Annotated in this window: 21 protein-coding genes and 1 tRNA gene; 13 read left to right on the top strand and 9 right to left on the bottom strand. The window is 50.6% G+C overall.

Annotated elements, in window-relative coordinates; genetic code table 11:
- Window positions 1–7: 7 nt before the first annotated feature.
- Complete coding sequence (locus tag OQ371_RS06270) at window positions 8–1,015, top strand: M28 family peptidase (RefSeq protein WP_265992928.1); 1,008 nt, start codon at window positions 8–10, stop codon at window positions 1,013–1,015.
- A gap of 16 nt (window positions 1,016–1,031) precedes the next feature.
- A complete protein-coding gene (locus OQ371_RS06265; RefSeq protein WP_265992927.1) occupies window positions 1,032–1,463 on the top strand; it encodes a hypothetical protein in 432 nt (143 codons plus the stop codon).
- 30 nt (window positions 1,464–1,493) lie between these two features.
- Here OQ371_RS06265 and nadD read toward each other — a convergent pair whose 3' ends face one another.
- The 4 genes from nadD to OQ371_RS06245 form a co-directional block, all read right to left on the bottom strand.
- The gene (gene nadD / locus OQ371_RS06260; RefSeq protein ID WP_265992926.1) at window positions 1,494–2,066 is read right to left on the bottom strand and encodes a nicotinate (nicotinamide) nucleotide adenylyltransferase; all 573 of its coding nucleotides are present in this window, start codon (window positions 2,064–2,066) and stop codon (window positions 1,494–1,496) included.
- Between the two features lie 30 nt (window positions 2,067–2,096).
- Window positions 2,097–2,696 carry a guanylate kinase gene (gene gmk / locus OQ371_RS06255; protein WP_265992925.1) on the bottom strand — a complete coding sequence of 200 codons (600 nt, stop codon included), beginning with the start codon at window positions 2,694–2,696 and terminating at the stop codon, window positions 2,097–2,099.
- A 6-nt stretch (window positions 2,697–2,702) separates the two neighbouring features.
- On the bottom strand, window positions 2,703–2,939 hold the full coding sequence (locus tag OQ371_RS06250; protein ID WP_265992924.1) for a zf-HC2 domain-containing protein: 237 nt from the start codon (window positions 2,937–2,939) through the stop codon (window positions 2,703–2,705).
- A gap of 147 nt (window positions 2,940–3,086) precedes the next feature.
- The gene (locus OQ371_RS06245) at window positions 3,087–3,701 is read right to left on the bottom strand and encodes a sigma-70 family RNA polymerase sigma factor (protein WP_038120200.1); all 615 of its coding nucleotides are present in this window, start codon (window positions 3,699–3,701) and stop codon (window positions 3,087–3,089) included.
- A gap of 357 nt (window positions 3,702–4,058) precedes the next feature.
- Between OQ371_RS06245 and OQ371_RS06240 the strand changes: the two genes are divergently transcribed.
- From OQ371_RS06240 to OQ371_RS06230, 3 genes are all read left to right on the top strand, one after another.
- Window positions 4,059–4,229, top strand: coding sequence for a hypothetical protein (locus OQ371_RS06240; protein WP_265992923.1), 171 nt, complete (start codon window positions 4,059–4,061; stop codon window positions 4,227–4,229).
- A 9-nt stretch (window positions 4,230–4,238) separates the two neighbouring features.
- Entirely contained in the window at window positions 4,239–4,415 is a 177-nt protein-coding gene (locus tag OQ371_RS06235) for a SpoIIAA family protein (protein WP_265992922.1), read from the top strand.
- A gap of 162 nt (window positions 4,416–4,577) precedes the next feature.
- Complete coding sequence (locus tag OQ371_RS06230) at window positions 4,578–5,468, top strand: Nif3-like dinuclear metal center hexameric protein (protein WP_265992921.1); 891 nt, start codon at window positions 4,578–4,580, stop codon at window positions 5,466–5,468.
- Between the two features lie 66 nt (window positions 5,469–5,534).
- Here the strand turns inward: OQ371_RS06230 and OQ371_RS06225 are convergent, their stop codons facing one another.
- The 3 genes from OQ371_RS06225 to OQ371_RS06215 all read right to left on the bottom strand — a co-directional run bounded on the left by OQ371_RS06225 (window position 5,535) and on the right by OQ371_RS06215 (window position 7,693).
- Window positions 5,535–6,011: an SgcJ/EcaC family oxidoreductase gene (locus OQ371_RS06225; RefSeq protein WP_265992920.1), complete on the bottom strand. Its 477-nt coding sequence runs from the start codon at window positions 6,009–6,011 to the stop codon at window positions 5,535–5,537.
- Window positions 6,012–6,323: 312 nt separating this feature from the next.
- Window positions 6,324–6,396: transfer RNA gene (locus OQ371_RS06220), tRNA-Gly, on the bottom strand.
- 742 nt (window positions 6,397–7,138) lie between these two features.
- Window positions 7,139–7,693: a DUF4142 domain-containing protein gene (locus OQ371_RS06215; RefSeq protein ID WP_265992919.1), complete on the bottom strand. Its 555-nt coding sequence runs from the start codon at window positions 7,691–7,693 to the stop codon at window positions 7,139–7,141.
- Between the two features lie 578 nt (window positions 7,694–8,271).
- Here OQ371_RS06215 and OQ371_RS06210 point away from each other — a divergent pair.
- From OQ371_RS06210 to OQ371_RS06195, 4 genes are all read left to right on the top strand, one after another.
- Window positions 8,272–8,724, top strand: a complete 453-nt coding sequence (locus OQ371_RS06210) for a hypothetical protein (RefSeq protein ID WP_265992918.1) — start codon at window positions 8,272–8,274, stop codon at window positions 8,722–8,724.
- Entirely contained in the window at window positions 8,636–9,328 is a 693-nt protein-coding gene (locus OQ371_RS06205; protein WP_265992917.1) for a DUF1684 domain-containing protein, read from the top strand. The genes OQ371_RS06210 and OQ371_RS06205 overlap by 89 nt, the downstream gene beginning before the upstream one ends.
- A 61-nt stretch (window positions 9,329–9,389) precedes the next feature.
- Entirely contained in the window at window positions 9,390–11,351 is a 1,962-nt protein-coding gene (locus OQ371_RS06200; protein WP_310586617.1) for a DUF3858 domain-containing protein, read from the top strand.
- Window positions 11,344–13,245, top strand: a complete 1,902-nt coding sequence (locus tag OQ371_RS06195) for a DUF3857 domain-containing transglutaminase family protein (RefSeq protein ID WP_265992915.1) — start codon at window positions 11,344–11,346, stop codon at window positions 13,243–13,245. The genes OQ371_RS06200 and OQ371_RS06195 overlap by 8 nt, the downstream gene beginning before the upstream one ends.
- A 69-nt stretch (window positions 13,246–13,314) precedes the next feature.
- On the opposite strand, the gene OQ371_RS06190 is transcribed toward OQ371_RS06195, so the two are convergent.
- A complete protein-coding gene (locus OQ371_RS06190; protein WP_265992914.1) occupies window positions 13,315–14,787 on the bottom strand; it encodes a mandelate racemase/muconate lactonizing enzyme family protein in 1,473 nt (490 codons plus the stop codon).
- A gap of 296 nt (window positions 14,788–15,083) precedes the next feature.
- On the opposite strand from OQ371_RS06190, the gene OQ371_RS06185 reads away from it, so the two are divergent.
- The 4 genes from OQ371_RS06185 (at window position 15,084) to OQ371_RS06170 (ending at window position 19,736) form a co-directional block, all read left to right on the top strand.
- Complete coding sequence (locus OQ371_RS06185; protein ID WP_265992913.1) at window positions 15,084–16,019, top strand: RraA family protein; 936 nt, start codon at window positions 15,084–15,086, stop codon at window positions 16,017–16,019.
- Window positions 16,020–16,029: 10 nt separating this feature from the next.
- Entirely contained in the window at window positions 16,030–16,962 is a 933-nt protein-coding gene (locus OQ371_RS06180) for an RraA family protein (RefSeq protein WP_265992912.1), read from the top strand.
- A 167-nt stretch (window positions 16,963–17,129) separates the two neighbouring features.
- Complete coding sequence (locus tag OQ371_RS06175; protein WP_265992911.1) at window positions 17,130–17,588, top strand: regulatory protein RecX; 459 nt, start codon at window positions 17,130–17,132, stop codon at window positions 17,586–17,588.
- A 108-nt stretch (window positions 17,589–17,696) separates the two neighbouring features.
- Window positions 17,697–19,736 (top strand): OPT family oligopeptide transporter, encoded by a 2,040-nt coding sequence (locus OQ371_RS06170; RefSeq protein WP_265992910.1) that lies wholly within the window; start codon window positions 17,697–17,699, stop codon window positions 19,734–19,736.
- A 54-nt stretch (window positions 19,737–19,790) separates the two neighbouring features.
- On the opposite strand, the gene OQ371_RS06165 is transcribed toward OQ371_RS06170, so the two are convergent.
- On the bottom strand, window positions 19,791–21,632 hold the full coding sequence (locus OQ371_RS06165) for a M61 family metallopeptidase (RefSeq protein WP_265992909.1): 1,842 nt from the start codon (window positions 21,630–21,632) through the stop codon (window positions 19,791–19,793).
- Window positions 21,633–21,668: the final 36 nt, after the last annotated feature.

Here is a 21,668-nt window from a genome sequence, read left to right as displayed (position 1 = left end):
AACAAACATGCACCTGAACAGGAAACTCATTTTCTTTTGGCTGGCGGCCGTCGTAACCGTTAGCTCCTGCAAGAGCAAAAAACAGGATCAGCAGGGGGAAAGCCAGGCCACGGAGGCCAAAATGGTGGCGGCTCCGTCGTTCAATGCCGACTCGGCCTACGCCTACGTTGCCAAGCAGGTTTCGTTTGGGCCGCGGGTGCCCAATACCGATGCCCACCGGCGCTGCGGAGACTACCTGATTGCCAAGCTGAAAGCGCTGGGCTGCCAGGTTACGGTGCAAGATTTTACCGCGACGACGTACGATAATCTCAAACTGAATGCCCGGAATATTATCGGCAGCATCAATCCCCAGGCCACCAAGCGGATTATGCTGGCTTCGCACTGGGACTCCCGCCCGTTTGCCGATCAGGACAGCACAAATGCCAACAAGGTTAAGCCGGTGATGGGAGCCAACGACGGCGCCAGTGGGGTGGGTATTCTGCTCGAAATGGCCCGCACCATTCAGCAGTCCGGAACAAAACCATCCGTGGGAATCGATTTTATTCTTTTTGACGCCGAGGACTGGGGAAACTCCGATCTAGCCCGGGATGAATTCGGCGGTTTCTGTTTGGGTTCGCAGTATTGGGCGGCTAATAAACACAAACCCGACTATACCGCCTACTACGGTATTCTGCTGGATATGGTCGGTGCCAAAGGGGCTACTTTTCTGAAAGAAGGCAACTCCATGCAGTACGCGCCTACGGTGGTCAATACGGTTTGGGAAACGGCCAGTAAAATGGGCTACAACCAATATTTTGTGGATACCGGTCAGGCCGGTCCGGCCATCACGGATGATCACTTGCCGGTAAACCAGGTTGCTAAAATTCCAATGATTGATATCATTCACCTGAACGTTGGAACCGGTGGGTTCTTTGAAGATTGGCATACCACGGGTGACGGTCTGGACAACATTGATCGCAACACACTCAAAGCCGTTGGCCAGGTATTGCTGCAAACGTTGTACAATGAGCAGTGATTTGAGGCCGTGCACAATGAATCAGGAAGACGGGGTGATACGGTTGTGGCGCTGGTTCGGGCGTTTCTCTTCTTCATTGCTCCTTGTTTATTCCGTACTGGTTGTATCAGGCTGTTCGGCTCCGCCGGATCGATTGGGGCCGCTGGATTTGGTGAAGTGGCGTAGCGACCGAAACGGCTGCCAGGGCGTTAGAACGGCTCAGATTAATGATTTCAAGGCCGTTCGGCAGGAGTTGAAAGGGGAGTCTGCGAATGAAATCGGGAAGATCCTGGGGCGACCGGATAATGAATTACTGGACGATCGGAACCAGAAGTTCTACATTTATTTTCTCGAAAGTGGCCCCCAATGTCAGGACCCTAAGCTAAAAACGCAAAGCCGTTCGGTGGCCCTGCGGATCAGCGCAATTGGCTACGTGACAGAGATTACGTTTCAGCGGGGCAGGCCGTAAGTCCGTCGCGAAGGTTGGTTGATAAGGTCGTTAGATGTAAAACTTTTTCCGCGCAATAATTTCTTCCACAACATCCGGCACCAGATAACGAATTGAGCGGTCGTTTTTGATGCAATCCCGGATAAAGGTTGCGGAAATGTCGAGCAGGGGGGCCTCAATAAATTTTACATTCGGATGCTGTTCCAACGGGCTGGGCGCGCTGTTGGGTCGTGGATACACGTAAAGACCGTAGAACTCCAGAATTTTTTCGTAGTTTTTCCAGCTTGGGAACTGCGCCAGATTGTCACCGCCGATGATCAGCGTGAACTGGTGTTGCGGGTACTTTTCCTGAAGCCGCACGAGTGTGTCTATCGTGTAGCTTGGGCGCGGCATCGAAAACTCAACATCCGTTGTTTTGAGCTTCGCGTTATCCGCAATAGCCCGTTCCACCAGGTCGATGCGATCGAACTCGTGCAACAGGCTTTTGTTTTTCTTGAACGGATTTTGGGGGGAAACCACAAACCAGACCTGTTGCAGATCGGTCGAAGTCGCCATGGTGTTGGCGATGATCAGGTGCCCCATATGGACCGGGTTGAAAGACCCGAAGAATAAGCCGATTTTCATACGCGCTGACAGCCGACGGTAAGGCTCGTCTCAGATAACGGTGGCCTTTTCCGGTATAATGTTTTCCTTCAGGAAGTCGTCGGTTAGTTTCTGGGCTTTGGCCAGCGCATCTTCCAGGTCGTCGTTTATCAGAATAACGTCGAACTCATCCTGAAAGCTCATTTCGAAATGCACCTTAAACAGCCGTTTTGACAGGCTATCCTCGTTTTCGGTACCACGAGCCAATAAACGTTGTGTCAGAGTTTCTTCATCCGGGACCTTCACAAAAATAGCCAGGGCTTTATCGCCGTAGTATTTTTTTAGTTTCAGACCACCCTGCACATCCACATCAAACAAGACGTGTTTGCCGCTGTCCCAGAGCCGTTGAATCTCAGATTTCAAGGTTCCGTAGAACGCACCGACATATACTTCTTCCCATTCGACGAATTCGTCGTTGTCAATTTTTTCCTTAAAATCTTCGGGAGTCAGAAAGTAATAGTCCTTGCCGTTCTCTTCAGAGCGACCCCGCCGGTCGCGGGTACAGGCGGAAATAGAAAAACCCAGGTTGGAATTCGAAGCCAGCAGGTGCCTGACAATGGTAGTTTTACCTGAACCGGAGGGTGCCGAAAAAATAATCAGTTTGCCTTCCAATGCCGCTTATTTAGTTATCTCTGCCCGAATAGCTGCTGCAATCTTCTCGGGGCAGCATTTCTTCTCTACTTTACCCTGCAAAGCTTCCTTGATGCATTTTTCGAGGTGATACATATCGATGCAGGGTTTGCAAATTTCGATATGATCCTTAAAGTACTCTTTTTCTTCATCGGTGGCTCCCCCGTCCAGAATAGCCTGAATTCGTTTCAGGCATTCAGCCTGATGTTCGCAGGATTCTTTCATGGAGGCAGTCGTCTGCCTACCCTCCATACCAACCGTAGTCGATGAATGCAATGTGCCTGACATTGGAAAAATTTAATTTATTCCAGAAATTGTTATAATTTATATGACTTGCCTTAATAACCAATTACCTGCTCTAAAAAGTTTCAGTTATTCATCATTTTTATTGTATCCCATCGAAGCCGCGTATTCTTTCAGCTTATCTTTCAGAAGATTCCGGGCGCGGTGCAGCCGAGAGCGGACCGTTCCGATGGGAATATCCAGAATTTTAGCCATTTCCTCGTACGTAAATCCTTCGATGTCACAAAGAATAATTACAGTTCGGAAATCGACCGGCAGCGAGTTCAGGGCGGAAGCCACCTCATCGCCGATCATATCCTGCACCGTTTCAAACCGTAGGTCTGTCGTGTGCTCGGTTTCGGCCGCTTCATCAGAGTTGTAGGTTGTTTCTACATCCTGATAATCAACTTTTGCCGGCTCCTTACTTTTCTTGCGGTAATCGTTGATGAAGCTGTTCTTCAGAATGCGGAACAACCACGCCTTTGCGTTAGTTCCCTGTTCGAACGAGGAGATGAATCGAAAAGCTTTCAAATAGGTATCCTGCACCAGATCGTTTGCATCATCTTCGTCCATCGTCAGGCGGAAGGCAAAGTTGTACATCGAGTCAATGTGGGGCATGAACTCTTTGTTGAACACCTGGTACTTCTGTTCGTCTGTATACCCTTGGAGTTGCGTATCTGACATAATTTCGGGCATCGTCGTCATAAAATTACAAATGTAAATGAAATAGCATCCACTTTTTTCACGGCTTCAATACATACGGATGCAGTATAAGTAGCGATGTTTCATGGAATCAGCATTTTAGATGGCGCAGAAAACTCTTTAACGGATAATAAAAAATTCAATGCCAATGTTTTAAGAACATAGCAAAAATCACTCCTAGTCTTTTTTAGCATTGGAATCTGCAAGGAACAGGACAAATTGGCAGGATGCAAGTCTGGTCTGATGGATGGTCGGTTCAGGTAGATGGAAGGCCGGAAATCGAGCGTGAAAACCGGTCTGGCTAATTGCCTGAAACATTCCCCCGTGTCCGCGGTTTCATCCGAAAAATAAAAATTCGTTATGATCGCTTCCATCGATTTTGGAGTTCCCCGCATTGTTGGTTTTCGAGTGAACGGCCCGATTACTGCCGCCGACATTCAGCCTTGGGCGACGTTGCTGGAAAATAAAATTCAGCAGGAGGGAAAGTTACGCGTCTACGTAGAGTATGAGCAGGTCTCGGGCATTACCTGAAACGCCCTTGTGCAGGACCTGAAGTTTGACCTGAAACACCTGGGCGATTTTGAAAAAGCTGCCATCGTCAGCGACAAAACGTGGCTGAATTTAGCCGCAAAGGTTGCCGGATTTTCGCCTAATCTCGAAGTAAAGACCTTTTCGTTTGCCGAAAAAGAGCAGGCTCAGCAGTGGATCAGGAGGTAGCCAAGCTGCCAGCGTAAGGTTTAAAGGCAAGGTACCACCTGCTCTGAAGTGATAAAGTGATCTTAACGCTTCGCGTAAATTCTTTCCTGCCTTTATATTGTGCTGATTTGAGCTGACTGGCTTACGGCTTCTCGCTCCTAACCGATAACCACATTTTCAGGCATGACGACTACTTTCAAGGCATCACGACGCAGCTTCTTGCTGGCCTCCCTGGGCCTCACTGCTGCTCAGATCATCCGAACCCCGTATGCCGAACCGTTGACCGTTGGTCAGGTGATCGATCGTATAAAAACCAATGTTGGTATTTCCTGGCGCGAGCAGACGGTCGATAATTTGATCATGGGTACCCGGGAGCAAACCGTAAAAGGAATTGCCACAACCATGATGGCGACCCTGGAGGTGCTGCAACGGGCTGCGGCCAAAGGGATGAACCTGGTGATCACGCACGAGCCGACTTATTTCTCCCACCAGGACCGGATTGAACCCATTGAACAGGATGCGCTTTACCAGCATAAGCGTGATTTTATCCGGAAACACGGCCTGGCCATCTTCCATTTTCACGATCATTGGCACGGACGTCGCCCCGACGGGATTGCCACGGGGATGATCCGGGAGCTGGGCTGGGAGAAAAGTGCCGACCCGCAGCAGCCCAAACTGTTTACCTTTGACGAAACATCACTGGCTCGTTTTGCTCAGTCAATTGAGTCGAAGCTGAAAATCCGGACCATGCGGGTGGTTGGTGATCCTACCTTACGGGTCAAACGCGTGATGGCGAGTTGGGGTAATGTGAGTTTAATGCCGGGCATTCCGTACCTGGCGCAGGCCGATGTGCTGGTTGTTGGAGAAACGCACGAGTGGGAGCTGGTCGAGTATGTTCAGGACGCCATTGCATCGGGTCAAAAAAAGGCGTTGATCATATTGGGCCACTTGGTGTCTGAGCAGGCCGGTATGAAATACTGCGCTGAGTGGTTGAAGGAGTTCATCCAAGAGGTGCCCATTGAGTTTATTCCATCAGCCGAACCTTTCTGGCGCCCGGATAAACCCGTCAAATAATTTTGTTTGCCAGCAAGAAGCTGTTTGCAGCTACTACTTGCGTGTATAGGGCGGAACTTGTTCCGGTCAGTCAATTTCGGGTACCGGTACGCCGGACTTCAGATCGACGTTGTGGTAGGTAACAACCTCCCAGCCCGTAGCCGATTTAGTCATTATCTGCAACAGCCGCGTGTGAAAACGTCCTTTATTGTCTAAATAAATTCCGGGCGGGGGAGCTGCCGAAAGACCGGAGACCCGGGTTAGGGTTTCGACCGTCGCCACATCCGGACGGATAAACCGTAAAGAAATGATTTTCTGCTGTAATACGGTATTCCTGAAAACGCCTTTGAAAATCTGATCGTGTCGTTCCAGAAAAGCTTTGTGACCTGTATAAGACAGCCCCATAATGTTGGTGAAAGTACCTTCTCGGGCGAACTGTTTTGAATACGCCACCGCGTCGCCCTGGTTCCAGGCCGTTACCTGATCCTGAATGATCGCTTGTACAGCCGTCGAATCTTGCCTGCTTTGCGCATGGAGCAGGGGAGTGATAAGTAGGAGCGGCAAAAGAAGAGTCGTCTTTATGGAGAAAGGGGCCGGCATGGAAAACTTAGCGGAATAAGATGAAAGCCATAAGAATTTTGAATAAGCGTTCTGGTGGCTAAAGATAGACGTACTAAAAATCATTTACGGCCATTTTTGATTAACCGGTTGATCGTCAGGGCAACATAAGCTCTATACACGAGCGAACTGGCGGCTGTCCGTAGCAGTAAGGGGCCTCCTTAAGGCAAATAGTAGCACGAACCAATAAATGGCTAATTATTGAAAGACTACTCAGCTAATGAACTAAGTGATTTAAGGAAGGCGATGAATAACAAGAGCGGGAGACGAGTCTCGAACTCGCGACCTGCAGCTTGGGAAGCTGCCGCTCTACCAACTGAGCTACTCCCGCGGAACAGTTGCAAATGTTTAAAGAAAGAATGGAAAAGTCAAGGATTTCTATCAGGGACTTGTTTTTATAATCAACGCCGAAAGATGGCAATAGTTAAACCGTAAAACGTATTTATATTCTACTAATCACTAACTATATCCTGCGAGCGTATATAGACAGGAATGCCTTAAGGTTCTGCCAAAAGCTTATGCTATTATAAAAGTAGGAAATATATTCTTGGAAATTAGAGGTTTATGAAGAAACTGATAAGTTACACCCGGCGCTCATTGGTTCAAAAGAAAATTAACCGTTCTTATTATTAGTTGTTAAATAAATGCGAATGGTTAAGTATTTACTGATATGCTTGTTTCAATAAATAAAAGTTTTTGTCTGCCAGAATTTTACTTATAAATCATGAAGCACATACCACTTTCAGCTTTCTAGGATGGCTAGTATAAAGAAGCAACTTTTATTACCATATATACTCAGGTGTATCATTATAGACCTTTAGAAAGCTTGGTAATTACAGGATAGGTAAACTATAATCTTTTCATCCTTTATCAGTTCCCGGCTACAGTTCTTGAATGTTAGACTATTTAAATTCAGTAAAGGCTAAAGAATAGCCTTTACTGAACAGTCGCTAATATGTTACAATTAAATTTTACACATCTTATTGATAATCGTATATAGTTAACGGAATGGATAGACGCAAAAAGAGCGTAGCAAAATGCTACGCTCCGTTAATAAGCAGAAGATCAAAAGGTTATTGGATGCCATCCTGAATTGCTTTGACGGCGTCGTAATGTTTTTGCAGAGTCGGCAAAGTCTTTCCGGCAAAGGCTTTTATATCGGGGTCTTTTGCATTGAAAGAAGCTTCTTTAAACAGATCAATGTCTTCTTTATGGTCATCGACCATCAGTTTGACATATTCCTTGTCAAACTCCGCTCCGGATAATTTGGTTAATTCATCGACGTGTTTTTGATGATCCTCACTAAGCGTTGCAGGTATAGAAATATTTTTGGAAGCTGCCAGCGTTTTCAATTCTTCATTGGCTTTTGAATGATCAGTAGCCATCATCGCACCAAAATCTTTTACTTGTTGGCTTTGAGCTTTTTGCTCGGCCAGTTTGCCCAACTCTACTTCCATAAGACCACCGCTGGCGGCTTTTATCGCGAATTCGGAATCATCTTCGGGCATATCTTTCGCTTCGTTGACTTCTTCAGCCTGCTCGGCACTGTCTTTTTTTTCACTGCTGTTACAGGATTGTAAGGTCCATACGCTCACCAACAAGAACAGAATTAAACTTAGCTTTTTCATGATCGTTGAGTTTTGTTAAAGATAGTAATGCACGTTTTCATCGACAACGTTCTAATAGAACCAACTACTTATCTGAAAGTTTTGTAGCACTGGTCAGAAATGACGAAAAGATATACCTCTGCTAGCCTGGTCATGACCCGGAAAGGGGCGATATTTTGGAACGCTATTTGTTAGCATTTATAATGTACGTTTCTAAAGCATCATCTTAAACGAATCGGAGTAGTCATGAAGTAACTAGCTTGAAATTTGCTCCGACAACAACGAATGTGCACAAGCCTTAAAAATTTATTGTTAAAAATAATAAATCCAAAGTGTCGTTTCTATAATAAATGGAACTTGGTAAGTAAAATTGCTGTCGATCGATTTTTGTGGAGATTTTAAGACTTTATAGGAGTTTTGGAAAGTAAGATATAATTCTTTTAGTTTACAGTTCTTGAGGAATGGTAGCTAAGCGGAAGTAATTTTAAATAAGAAGTAGCACCTGAACCTAGTACCTTATTGATTAAAAAAGTATTAGAAATAAATAATTTACTTTAGAATTAATAGTTTTGCACATAAACGTTTTTTTGACACACCCAATGAAAGTTAAACCAGACAAAATCCGCTTTTTTTCTCCAGAAGATAACGCGGATGAAGCACCCAAAGTAACTCCGAAAGAGACCACCTTCTCGACTTCTGTAACTAAAACTGGACGGTTGGCTTTTCCGCAAAAACTAATGGAAGGGCTCAACATTGATCCAACGAAACCGTATTACAAAATCGGGACGGTTAATCGTCGGAAAGGCGTGAAAGCGCTGTATCTAATGCCAACCCAACAAGGTGATTCTGAAGCCTTTGAATTATCAAAAACGGGTCGCGGATATTCTATTCCGTTGAAAGGAGTTCTGCAAAAAATAGGTCTTAATTTCCAGGATCACGAGTATACGTTTACGATCAGACCGTATGATTTTGGCGACGATATTTCCGGATTTGAACTGGTATCCGATCAGCAAACGCCACGGACTGGTGCATCAGATGAATCGGAAGAATAAGCACCGAATTGCCGGAATGCTGCTTGCCTTATTGGTGAGTCATTCCGGCTTTTCTCAAATACCGTATTCTAACAAAATTGCTGCCCACCGCGAGGAATATAAAGCGGGTTTTCTCAAATCTCCGAAGAGTCCATTAAAAAAAGACGATCTACCTTATCTGCGTTTTTTTGAACCTGATTCAACCTACCAGGTAGAAGCCACCGTGCAGCGCACTCCCCAGGCCGAGCCTTTCGAATTACCCACTTACGACGGTAAGAAAAAAACATATGTTAAGTATGCCATACTCTTGTTCCGTTTGAAAGGAAATCCGTACGAACTTACTCTTTATCGCAGCCTGCAACTGGCTCAGCTGCCCCAATACCGCGACTATTTATTTCTGCCCTTTAAAGACGCCACCAACGGCAAATCGACGTATGGCGGAGGGCGTTATATGGACCTGCGCGTGGGTAATATAAAAGACGGAAAGCTACTACTCGATTTCAATAAAGCCTATAACCCTTACTGCGCCTACAGCGACGGATATGCCTGCCCGATTCCGCCGAAAGAAAATCAGTTGACGGTAAGCGTTGAAGCAGGGGAAAAACAGTTTGCTGGCAAAAAGTGATTGCTTGCTAATAAGTTAATTTGTAGTTTGCGGAAAAATTAAGTAGATATACCGTACTTGTATGATCTTTTTCCGCTTTATTAGGCGCGGATTGGCTTTTGCCTTCTCTTTTATCTCCTTTTATGCCGTTTGTCAGACTGATAAGTTTGGCCAGATTAATCCGGAAGATCTTAAAATGAAAGTTTATCCTGCCGATTCTTCGGCGGAGGCTGTTGTTTTATCAGATGTTGGGAAATCTTCAATTACTCAAAATGATACTCGGGGTTATTACGTCTATTACGAGCGCCATGTCCGAATTAAAATACTTAAAAAAAGCGCGTTTGATCGCGCTACCATAACAGTTCCGTTCCACAATATCCGTGTGGATTTACGGGAAGAGGTGTCCGACATTGAAGGCGTAACCTACAATCCATTACCGGATGGATCATTTACCACCAATCGGCTCACCAAAGATGCCATTTTCGAGGAGCGTCGGACGGAAAATGCGTATGTCAAGCGGTTTACCCTGCCGAACGTCCGCGAAGGCTCCATCATCGAATTTAAATACACGCTTACGTCCGATTTTGTGTTTGAGCTGCGCGAGTGGGATTTCCAGAAGGATATACCCGTTCGCTGGAGTCAGTATGACTTAACGTTGATACCGGGCTTTGAATACCGAATTCTTTTTCAGGGATTTGAAGCGTTGGCCACCGATGAAAGCCAGCGGCTGGGTAGTGATATTCATTACCGGTGGGCGATGAAAAACCTGAGCGCCCTGCGTGAAGAAGATTTTATGGCCACGCCCGATAATTACCGCGCTAAGGTCTGGTTTGAACTGATTCGCACGTCGTTGCCGCATCAGGTGGGACCACAGAATTTCGCCAAGAAGTGGGAAGATCTCGATAAATATTTGTTGGCTGACAGCCAGTTCGGGCTGGCCATCAACCGGACGGGATTTTTGAAGGATGTGGCTACTTCGCTGCAAAAGCAATCCACCGACACCTTGCAGCGGGTGACAGCAGCGTATAAATTTATTCGTCAGGCCATGACCTGGAACCGGCATCGCGGTATTTTTACCAAGAACAGCCTGAAAAACGCCTTCGAAGCCAAGACCGGCAACGTGGCGGATTTGAACCTCATGCTGGTGGGTCTGCTGCGGGAAATGGGGCTGGAAGCGTACCCCGTCATCCTGAGTACGAAACAGAACGGTTTGCTCAGCAAAGAGTACCCGCTGATGACCCGGTTTGACTACGTGATTGCGGCCGTTCCCTGGCGGGGTAAGGATTTGCTGCTGGATGTTTGTGAACCGGGTCTCAAGGTCGGGGTACTGCCCGTGCGTTGCCTGAATGGCGAAGGACGTCTTGTGCACAACCGGCGCCCCCGCTGGGTTCCGCTGACCCCAACCGAAAAACGGCGCGAGGCCGGGCAGTTTCAGTTGACGGTGAACAAGGATGCGCAGTTGGACGGTACCATCAGCATCACCCATTCTGGATACGCAGCCACCGACAGCCGGCAGCACTTGCGGGATGTAAGTCTGGAAAAGTTCCGGCAGGCGGTTAAAAGCCGAAACCCCGACTGGCAATGGAGCAAGCTGGAAGTTCAGAATGCCGATTCTAGCGATCTGCCGCTTACCATTAAAGGAAGTGTCACGGTAGCGGAAGCCATAAGCCGGATTGAAAACCGTATGTTTTTGCGGCCACTTCCCATTTCTGACTTAATGAACAATCCGTTTAAGAGCCTCGAACGGCGGTTTCCGGTCGATATGGGCGTGCCGATTGAAAAGTCATATGTAGCCAGCTATACCCTGCCGGAAGGGTACACAGTCGAAGAAGTGCCTAAAAATGTGGCCTTGACGTTACCGGGGAATGCGGGGCGATTTACGTTTATGACGCAGATGAACGGGAACAGCTTACAGGTAGTTAGCCGACTAACCTTCAACAAGGCGGTTTTTGAGCCTGACGAATACGGTTCACTGCGGGAATTTTATAACCAGGTTACTGCCAAACATAACGAACAGGTTGTCCTGAAAAAATCAAATGAATAAGCGTTGGTACGGGTTGGTCGGCGGCTGGCTGCTGAGTCTGACCGCCTGGGCGGGAGAACCGTTCTCCGTTGCGGCCATTCCCGCTAATCTGTCGGCAGGAGCGGCCGCGGTGATGCGGGTCCATGAGCAGACGTTTCAGGTCCGGACGCAGGCCGAAGCGGTCGAAACCGTGCATTATGCCGTTACGATTCTGAAGGAAGAAGGGCAGTCTTACGCCAATCTGGAGATTCCCTACGATAAGCTTTCGAAGGTAAGTAGCATTGAAGGAACTTTATACAACGCGGAGGGGAAGGTGCTTCGTCGGTTGAAACGCAGTGATATCAAAGACCTGAGTTCGATCAGTGATTTTTCATTGTTTGAAGACAATCGGGCAAAATCAGCAGCGTTTTCGTACGCCGATTACCCGTTTACCGTTGAATTTCGCTACGAGATCACCACGCGTAACACCATGTCGTATCCGGCCTGGTTTCCGCAGAGCGATGATAAACTGGCGCTGGAGCTGGCTCAGTTTCAGGTAGTGGTGCCAGCCGGGCAAACGTTACGGTATAAAATCCTGAACCAACTGGCAGCACCCGAAATGGCAACCAGTCCGGCCGGGCGCGTGTACACCTGGCAGCTCAAACAGCAAAAAATACACGAACAGGAATCGCAGGCTCCGTATTACACGAACCTGGGGCCGGGGGTATTGACGGCTCCCGATGAGTTTGAACTGGAAGCCCGCAAAGGACGGATGCAAACCTGGCAGGAGTTGGGCCGGTTTGTCTACCAACTCAATGAGGGACGCGATCAGCTCCCGGAGTCGCTCCGGCGTCAGGCGCTGGAACTGGTGGCCGGCGAAACCGATGCCGTCAAGAAAATTCAGAAAATTTACGGATTTGTACAGCAGCATACGCGCTACGTCAGTATTCAGCTGGGCATTGGCGGCTGGCAAACGTTTCCGGCTTCTGTGGTGGCCGAGAAAGGCTACGGCGACTGTAAGGCGCTTTCCAATTACACGTACGCCCTGCTGAAAGCCGTCGGAATTCCGTCGTATTGGGCGCTGGTTTCGGCAGGTCGGCATAAAGTGGATGTGGAACCTGATTTTCCGGCTCTGCGCTTCAATCACATGATTTTGTGCGTTCCGCTGGCGAAGGATACCGTTTGGCTGGAATGTACCGATCAGCACGCACCGGCTGGTTATCTGGGCAGTTTTACAGACAACCGACACGCTCTGTTGCTGATGCCCGAAGGCGGGAAGCTGGTACGAACGCCGGTTTACCGCCCGGTCGATAACCGGCAAAACCGTTCGGCGGTGGCCCGGCTTGAGGCATCCGGAAGCGCAACGTTCGATGTCAGTACCCTGTATACCGGTATTCAGACAGAAGGGGTGGAGTCGGTGATGCGTACTGCGAGTTCGGACGATCAGCGGCAGTGGCTTTACCGGCAATTCACCATGCCTAATTTTACGATTTCATCGTTTTCTTTTCAGGAGCAGAAAAATACGTTACCAGCGATTGTCGAACGCCTGATCATGCAGGTGCCAACCTGTGCCTCCCGCAGCGGCAATCGCCTGTTTCTGGTTCCCAGCCAGCTCACATCGAGTCAATCGCTGCCCGTTCAGACCGATCATCGTACGGCGGAATTTCAACTGGCAACCAGTTATCTGGACACCGATACGATTACGTATCAGTTGCCGACCGGGATGGCGGTTGAATACCTTTTTGAGCCGGTACAGCTCAAATCGCGTTTCGGAACCTATCAGGCATCGGCAAAGGTGGAGGGAAATACCGTGAAGTACAGTCGCCGACTGGTGATGGAAGCAGGAAGGTATGCGCCGGAACTCTACACGGAATACGTGGATTTCCGCCGGAAAATAGCCAAAGCCGACCGGCTGCAAATCCTGCTGAAGAATTAAGCGTTAAGAGTGATGAGTTGGCTGGCGCACTTTAACTCATCACTCTTAACGCTTAATTTTTAACTCCTTTTAGCTCCATTCGCGGTCAGCGGAGTCGCGGGTGTTCCAGATTTCGGTCGGAGCAAACCAGGTAGCTCCTTTCTTCAGGAATTTCTTCGCCACTTCTTCGTTGAGTTCGACGCCCAGACCCGGTCTGTCGGGAACTTTCACGAAGCCTTTTTCCACGATTGGTTTGATTCCGGTTACAATGTCTTCCCAACCATCTACATCAACCCCGTGGTGTTCGAGGGCAACGAAGTTTTCGGTAGCGGCCGCGCAGTGAATGTTGGCCATCATGCAGATTGGTGAGCCCGCAAAGTGCATCGCCATCGGAATACCGGCTTCCTCGGCGTAGTCCCCGATTTTCTTCGTTTCCAGCAGCCCGCCCGACGAAGCCAGATCCGGGTGAATCATGTCGATTGCTTTGGCGTCAATGAGCTTGATAAATTCTTTTTTGCCGAAAATATCCTCACCCGTCAGCGTCGGCGTATCGATGGCGTCGGAAATCTGCTTCCATTGATCGGTGTAGAACCAGGGCACAAGGTCTTCGAGCCAGGCCAGGCGGAACGGTTCCATCGCCTTCCCGATCTGAATGGCGGTATTCACGTCGAAGTGGCCGAAGTGGTCGGCCGACAAAGGCGTGTCGTAGCCCACAATCTCCCGGACCTTCCCCACGTGCTGCGCTAGGGCATCGATCCCTTTGGACGTTACCTGAATCCGGGTAAACGGGTGTTTGGTCTGGGCGTAGTTGCCCATCATGCCCGGTTTGGCATCGTTCCACTGCTGTTTGACACTCCAGTTTTTAGCGCCCACCAGCATACCCGGCGTATCGGCCAGCATCCCGATCCCGAAGTCCATTTTCAGGAAGGTATACCCCTGATCTCGGCGCCGAACCATGTGCTTGGCAAATTCGTCGTAATCCCGGCCTTCGGGCGTATCGGCGTAGAGCCGGATGTAATCCCGGTATTTGCCGCCCAGCAGTTGATATGCCGGTACGTTGTAGGCTTTACCGGCCAGATCCCACAGCGCCATTTCAACCCCGCAAACCCCACCTGCGGCCCGGCTGTGACCGGCAAACTGGCGAATCTCTTTAAAAATTTTCTCGACATGACACGGGTTCTTACCCAGCAGACGGCTTTTCAGCATCAGGGCGTAATTGGGGCTGGCTCCGTCGCGCACTTCACCCCAGCCGACCAGGCCCTGGTTCGTGTCGATCCGAATGATGGGGCTGGAAAAGGGTACGCCCTGCAAAACCGCTACCCGGAGATCGGTAATTTTCAGTTCCGACGGCTTCGAATCCTTCTTAACTTTCTGCGTAATGAACTCCATTTCGCGCTCCGGTTTGCCGTCGAACATCAGGCCGAGCGACAAACCGCCCAGCGTCGAATTGCGAAGGAAGTTGCGCCGGTCAACACCGGCAGAGGGTTCGATTGACGGCTGGGAGGCCGCTGTCGGGGCGGGATGCTTTTTGAGCCACTCAAGTAGATGTTGTACTTTCTTCATGCGTTCAACGGGATTTAGGTACTTGGATAAGTCACCGGATCAATACTTAGTTAGAATAGTAAATTTACGTCTTGATATAGTTCTATTCATTGGGAAAGATACTAAAAAAGCTCACTTCCCGTCTGACGGCCGCTATTTTTTTCTAAATCCGACTTTAGTCAGTATTTTACTCATGGGATTGCCTTTTTGATGCTGGCAAGTGATTTCCGACGGGGAAAAAGTCCCAATTTTTTACTTTTACACACGGCATCAAGAGTATAATTTCGCTGATTAGCCATCCTTACCCTTATAAAGCAATGATTAAGAAAACTTTACTAGCGCTGGCCATCGCTCTTTCGGGAAGTTTGGTGGCGCAGGCCCAACAAGTTGGTTCGTCTCCGGAGTACGTGAAGGCCCTGACCGCCAACTGGCAGGGCGAACGCTTCCCGGATGGGCGTCCGAAAGTGTCGGATCTGGTCCTGGAACGACTACAGAATTGTACCTTGGAGCAGGTATGGGGCTATCTGGGCAACAAAGGCTACCGGAATCAGGTCGAGAAAAACTGGGTTATCCTTAAACCGGGTGAAACCATGACCGGCCGGGTGGTAACGGCGCAGTTCATGCCCACCCGCCCCGACCTCGATAGCCTGGTTCGCAAAACCGGGAAAGCCGAGGGGCGCTCGCAGAAAGGCGGTATTAACATCTGGCCGATCGACATCCTGACCAAAGGCGATGTGTACGTGGCCGACGGATACGGCAAGATCAAGGACGGCACGCTGATTGGTTCCAGCCTGGGCAACGCCATTTACGGCAAAACCGGCAAGGGCGTTATCTTTTACGGCTCCATCCGCGACATGCAGGAGTTGAAAGACACCAAAGGGTTCAACGCCTGGGTGAAGGGCCACGATCCGTCGTACATCAAAGACATGACGCCCACGTCCATCAACGCGCCGATTCGCGTCGGTGACGTAACGGTGTTGCCCGGCGATGTGGTGTTTGCGAACGAATACGGCGTAGTTTTCATCCCGGCGCACCTGGTCGAAGGGCTGGTGTCGGCTTCGGAAATGACGGCGTTGCGCGACGAGTTTGAGCGGTTCCTGCTGCAACAAAGCAAGTACCCGTCCGGTGAAATCCACGGCGACTGGTCGGACAAAATCAAGAATGAATTCAGAGCCTGGGTGGCTAAATACCCCAAAAAACTGGCAATCACTCAAAAAGACATTGAAGCGTACCTGGCCAAAGGCGGCCATTAATTGACCCACTATGAACTACCGAATTGCTCGTTTCGTATCCTTCTTTGCGGTTCTGCTTACTGGTTTTTCTGCTGTTGCGCAAACCCTTCCGAAAGAGGAACTAGTCTTTTTAACGTCCGAATGGAAGGGCGAACGCTTCCCCGACGGGCGCCCCAAAATTCCGGATGCGCTGATCGAACGGGCTAAAAAGATTGGTCTTGATGATGCCTGGACGGTTTTGAAAAATGAAGGATACCTGAATCAATTCGAAGGCGGCTGGAAGTTTATCCACGACGATGTGGCGGTGGTGGGCCGGGCCGTTACGGCAATGTTTATGCCCAGCCGGCCGGATGTGGAGAAAAACATCAAAGACCGGGGCATCAGCAAGCAGGGCCGCAAGGGCAACACCAACACCTGGCCGATTGAAACGTTGACGAAAGGCGACGTGTATGTGGCCGACGGTTTCGGGAAAATTGGCGGAGGTACGCTCGTGGGCGCCACTTTAGGCAATGCCATTTTCAGCAAAACCGGCAACGGGGTCGTGTTCAACGGGGCCGCCCGCGATTTGCAGGAGCTGCAGAATATCAAAGGCTTCAACGCGTACGTGCGCGATTTTCACCCGTCGTTTCTGGAAGAAATGGTCCTGATGGGCCTGAATTCACCGATCCGGATGGGAAACACAATGGTGCTGCCCGGCGACCTGGTGATTGCCCAGCGGGAAGGTGTCTTGTTCGTACCGGCGCACCTAGCCGAACAGGTTGTGGCAACCTGCGAATTTGTGACCCGCAAAGACCAGTTCGGTTTTGAAATGGTCAAATCGGCCCGCTACACCACGGGCCAGATCGACAGCCAGTGGACCGACGAAATCAAAGTCGAGTTCCTGAAATGGCTCGGTCAGCACCCCGAACTTGGCACCATGACCCGCGCCGAACTGGACAAGGTGATGAGCAAACGAACCTGGTAATTTTGAATTATAAGGACACAACGGCCGGAGCTATCTTCGGCCGTTTTTTGTTATTAATAGATAGGAGATGTAAGATAAGAGAGGTTAGACAGATGAAAAAAGAAACCGGTTTTCTGATCTTTTGTCCCATCTCTCTTGTCTCTTGTCTAACCTTCCACCTCTAGAAAATGACCGAGCAATCAAAAGATATTCTGCGCCGGGCGGCTTCGTTTTGCGCCTATCAGGAACGCACGCAGCGGGAAGTTCGTGAACGGCTGAACGAATGGGATGTGTACGGCGACGAGGCCGAGGAAATCATCGTTTGGCTAATCGAACAGAACTACCTGAATGAAGAGCGGTTTGCCAAAACGTTCGCGGGTAGCAAATTCCGGGTGAAACGCTGGGGCAAACACAAAATCAAGCAGCACCTGAAGCAGCGCGGCATCACCGGCTATAACCTCGATCAGGCCATGAAAGAAATTGAACCCGACGACTACCGCCAGACGCTGGTCGATTTGCTCGAGAAAAAGAAGCGCAGCCTGCAGGGCGAGAGTCCGCTGGTCATGAAGCAGAAACTGGTGCGCTTCGCCATCGGAAAAGGCTACGAAAGCGACATGGTGTGGTCGGTATTGGGAGGAGACGAATAAACGGCTGGCCCGAAACTCATTTTCCCCGGTTTTTCCGGCGGAAGCGGCATCGGGTGGTTGAACAAGATCGCATTTGATTATCTTTCGCGAAAATCCTGACCCCTGCCCATGGAAACCAGACCGTCTACCGAGTTCAGACCTTACATTCCCGATAACCAGTCAACCGCCGAATTTACGCTCAAAGCCGTCATCACGGGGGCTTTGTTTGGGGTCTTGTTCGGAGCTGCCACGGTTTATCTGTCGCTGAAAGCCGGGCTGTCCGTTTCGGCGTCCATTCCCATTGCGGTCCTGGCCATTTCGCTCGGGCGGAAATTCCTGAAGACGACCATCCTCGAAAACAACATTATCCAGACCACCGGCTCGGCGGGCGAATCCATCGCGTCCGGGGTAGTTTTTACCCTGCCCGGTTTCCTGTTCCTGACCGACGGGGTTGGCGAGGACTTTTTCAATTACTGGACCATTCTGACGCTGGCGATTCTGGGCGGGCTGCTCGGTACGCTCATGATGATTCCGCTGCGACGGGCGCTCATCGTGGAAGAACACGGCAAGCTACCCTATCCCGAAGGAACGGCCTGCGGCTCGGTGCTGATTGCGGGCGAGCGGGGCGGTGATTTTGCCAAGATGGCCTACCGGGGGTTGGGCGTGGCCTTGCTGTATGCGATTTTCCAGAAGATTCTGCACGTCATTGCCGAAGCGCCTACCTGGGCTACCCAGCAGGCAAACCGGTATTTCCCGTCGGCGCAGGTATCGGGCGAGATTACGCCGGAGTACCTGGGCGTTGGCTACATCATCGGGTTTCGGATTTCGGCGGTGTTGGTCGGGGGCGGTATTCTGGCGTGGCTGGCCCTGATTCCGTTGCTGGCAACACTAGTGCCGGGCGATACCATTGCGCTACAACTGATCAAACTTGGCTATTTGACCAATTTGCAAACGGCGGGCGGACCCGGCGGCTGGAATCCGGCATCGCACACATTTAGCGACACGGCGGCCGCCATCTACCGGGCCTACATCCGGCAAATCGGCGCGGGGGCGGTTACGGCGGGCGGTTTCATGACGCTGCTCAAAACCATCCCGACCATCGTTTCCTCGTTCCGCGACAGCTTCAAAAAAGTGGATGTGGCCGCGGAAGGCGCGCAGGTTCGGCGGACGGAGCAGGATTTGTCGGTGCGGGTCGTCATTTTCGGTAGCATTGCCCTGGCGGTTTTGATGGTCATTCTTCCGCAAATTCCCGGCGATTCCATTCTGACCAAGCTGCTGATTGCCATACTGGTCGTCGTGTTTGGCTTTTTCTTTGTGACCGTCGCCAGCCGGATTGTCGGGCTGATCGGTTCCAGTTCGTCGCCGGTTTCGGGCATGACCATTGCCACCATCATGGGCACGGCCTTGGTATTCATCGGAGTTGGCCTGACGGGCAAAATTTACGAACCGGCAGTGCTGGTGGTGGGTGGCATGATCTGCATCGCAGCGGCCAACGCGGGCGGTACCTCGCAGGATTTGAAAACCGGTTTTCTGGTCGGCGCAACGCCCAAATACCAGCAAATGGCCCTATTCATCGGGGTGATTGTTTCATCGCTGGCGGTCGGGGCCACGGTTAAAATCCTGGATACGCCCACCCCCGATCTCGTCGCGCAGGGCATTACCCACGCCATCGGCAGCGACCGGTTTCCGGCTCCGCAGGGAACGCTGATGGCTACCCTGATCAAAGGGCTGCTGTCGTTTAACCTCGACTGGCAGTTTGTACTGGTGGGCGCTTTTATGTCGTTTGTTGTCGAAATTTGCGGGGTTAGTGCGCTGGCCTTTGCCGTTGGCCTGTACCTACCTCTTTCGACAACCCTGCCAATCTTCGCTGGTGGCTGTGTGAAAGCGCTGGTCGACTGGAATTTCAAGCGGAAAGGCATCGTTGAGGAAGACGCCGATCTGGGACGGGGCAGCCTGTTCTCAACCGGTTTGGTGGCCGGTGGGGCACTGGCCGGGGTATTCGTGGCCCTGCTTTCTGTCAACGAATCCATCTACAATTTTCTGGCCGGGTTGACGCTGGAACCGGCGCTGGAAGGGGCACTCGGTGCGGGCGGTTACCAGCTTCTGGGTGCGCTGTCGTTTCTGGGGCTGGCCGTCATCCTCTACCGGGTTGCCATGAAACGCGCTTGACATACCCGGATAGCCCCGGAGGCTATCCGGGATTAACCCCAAAGGGGTTGCGGTTTATAGCCAGCTTTTTAGGATGGCGGACTGGAGCGGGTTGGGGTTGGGAAGGCGGCTGATTCGGAAATTGCGTTCGGATTTTTTACGTACTACCGCCGTCGTTTCCTTTTGCTGACCGTTTTGCCACACCAGCAGCCTGACCGAATCACCCAGTTTTTTGTTTTTGCTGATGGCGCTTAGTGCATCAACCGTTGCTTTCTGACCGTCGATAGCCAAAATCACCGCGCCGTTCCGAAGTCCGGCGTTCCAGGCGGGGGACTGCCATTCGGTTTCCGTGACCAGCAAACTGTCGCCTTTTTCGCGGAAAGAAATGCCCAGCCAGACACCCGGCAATTCGCTGGACGTGGTGTCAATGGCTAAACCGGCGTAGGCGAAGTAGTTCGGATAATCAATCTCCTTCGTGGTGGCCGCGTAATCGGCGAGCTCAGTCAGTTTAGTTCCGGCGGCTTTTTCGCATTCGGCCCAGAATTCTTTTTCGGTAAAACCGCGTTGCTGCTTTTGGTAATACGTCCGGTAAAGCGCCCGCATCACATCATCCAGCGACTTCTTATTCTGGCTTTCGTGCCGGATCTTAAAGTCGAGCATCGCGCCCAGAACCGGCCCTTTGCTGTAGTACGAAATCGTTTTGTAAGCTTCGTCGCCGGTCCGGCCAAACGGTCCGTCTTCCCACGTTTCGAAGCTGGCCTGCGTCGCCGACTGAAACCGGTGACCCGGTTTGTTTTCGTAGCTGGCGATATTGCTCTGCAAGCCACTGAATACTTCCTCCTCCGTCATCAAACCCGCTTTTTTCAAGATCAGGTACGGATAATAAACCGTAAAACCCTCCGAAACCCAGAGCATTCGGGTACGGTTTTCCTGATCGTAATTGAACGGCCCCAGTTCAACGGGCCGGATGCGCTTGACGTTGTAATGGTGGAAATACTCGTGCGCCAGAAAGTTGTACATCCGGTTTCGGCCCGCCCGCGTATTCAACTGTTCTCCGCTGAAACTGATGGACGTGGAGTTCAAATGCTCGATGCCGCCCCCGCCCGGACCAATGGCAATAAACGTGTAATGCTTGTACGGAATATCACCAATGACGGCCGCCGACCCTGCAACAATCTTTTTTAGGTCCGCGATAAACTGCGCCCGGTCGAACGGCCCCAGGTTATAACCGATGAAGTGATGCGGAATACCGTTAACCTCAAACGACGGCAGTTGTTCCAGCTTGCCCATCAGCATCGGACTGTCGTACAAAATGTCGTAGTTGGGGGCAACGTACGTCTGCGGCTGTCCGCCCACCGAATCCAAGCCCGTCGCAATGAGCTGGGGCCACTTTGTATAGGGTTTCAAGGTAACGGTAACTGGATGCTTCAGTTGTCCTTCAGGGTGCAGAAACACGCCCGCCGGGGAGATGTAGCCGTGGCTTTCGTCCAGGAAATTTCCGGCTACAAAGTTGCGGGTGGCCCGGATGTCGTACGTCAGCGTTACGGTTCCGGCCTGCCTGGGATGCACCGTCCAGCGGCTGTTGGCGGTTTTCTCCCATTTCAACGCGTTGCCGGAGCCGTCGGTGGCCCGGAAGTTCTCCACCGATTTGGCATAATTCATCAACTGGTAGTAACCCGGCGTCCAGACCGGCATCTTAAAATTCAGCGTCTCGCCCTTCAACCCTTCGCACCGAAATATGACGTGGTAAAGCTGCGAAGCGGGGTCTTCCATCGTTACCGTAAACGCCAGTTTGGCTTCGGTTTTTTGCCCAAAAGAATACGGTATTGTAAAAAGAAGAAGGACCGCAAGCGTTAGCTTCGGCAGGTGTCGGATCAAGCGGTTGGTTCGAGCTGTGAGAAGTACAAGAGTTTCCATGAATACGGCCATTTGCGGGCAAATTGGAGCATTGGC

The organism is Larkinella insperata (assembly GCF_026248825.1).
Taxonomy (GTDB): Bacteria; Bacteroidota; Bacteroidia; order Cytophagales; family Spirosomataceae; genus Larkinella; species Larkinella insperata.
The sequence above is the reverse complement of the archived record's forward strand: the minus strand, read 5'-3'. Positions and strand labels throughout refer to the sequence as shown.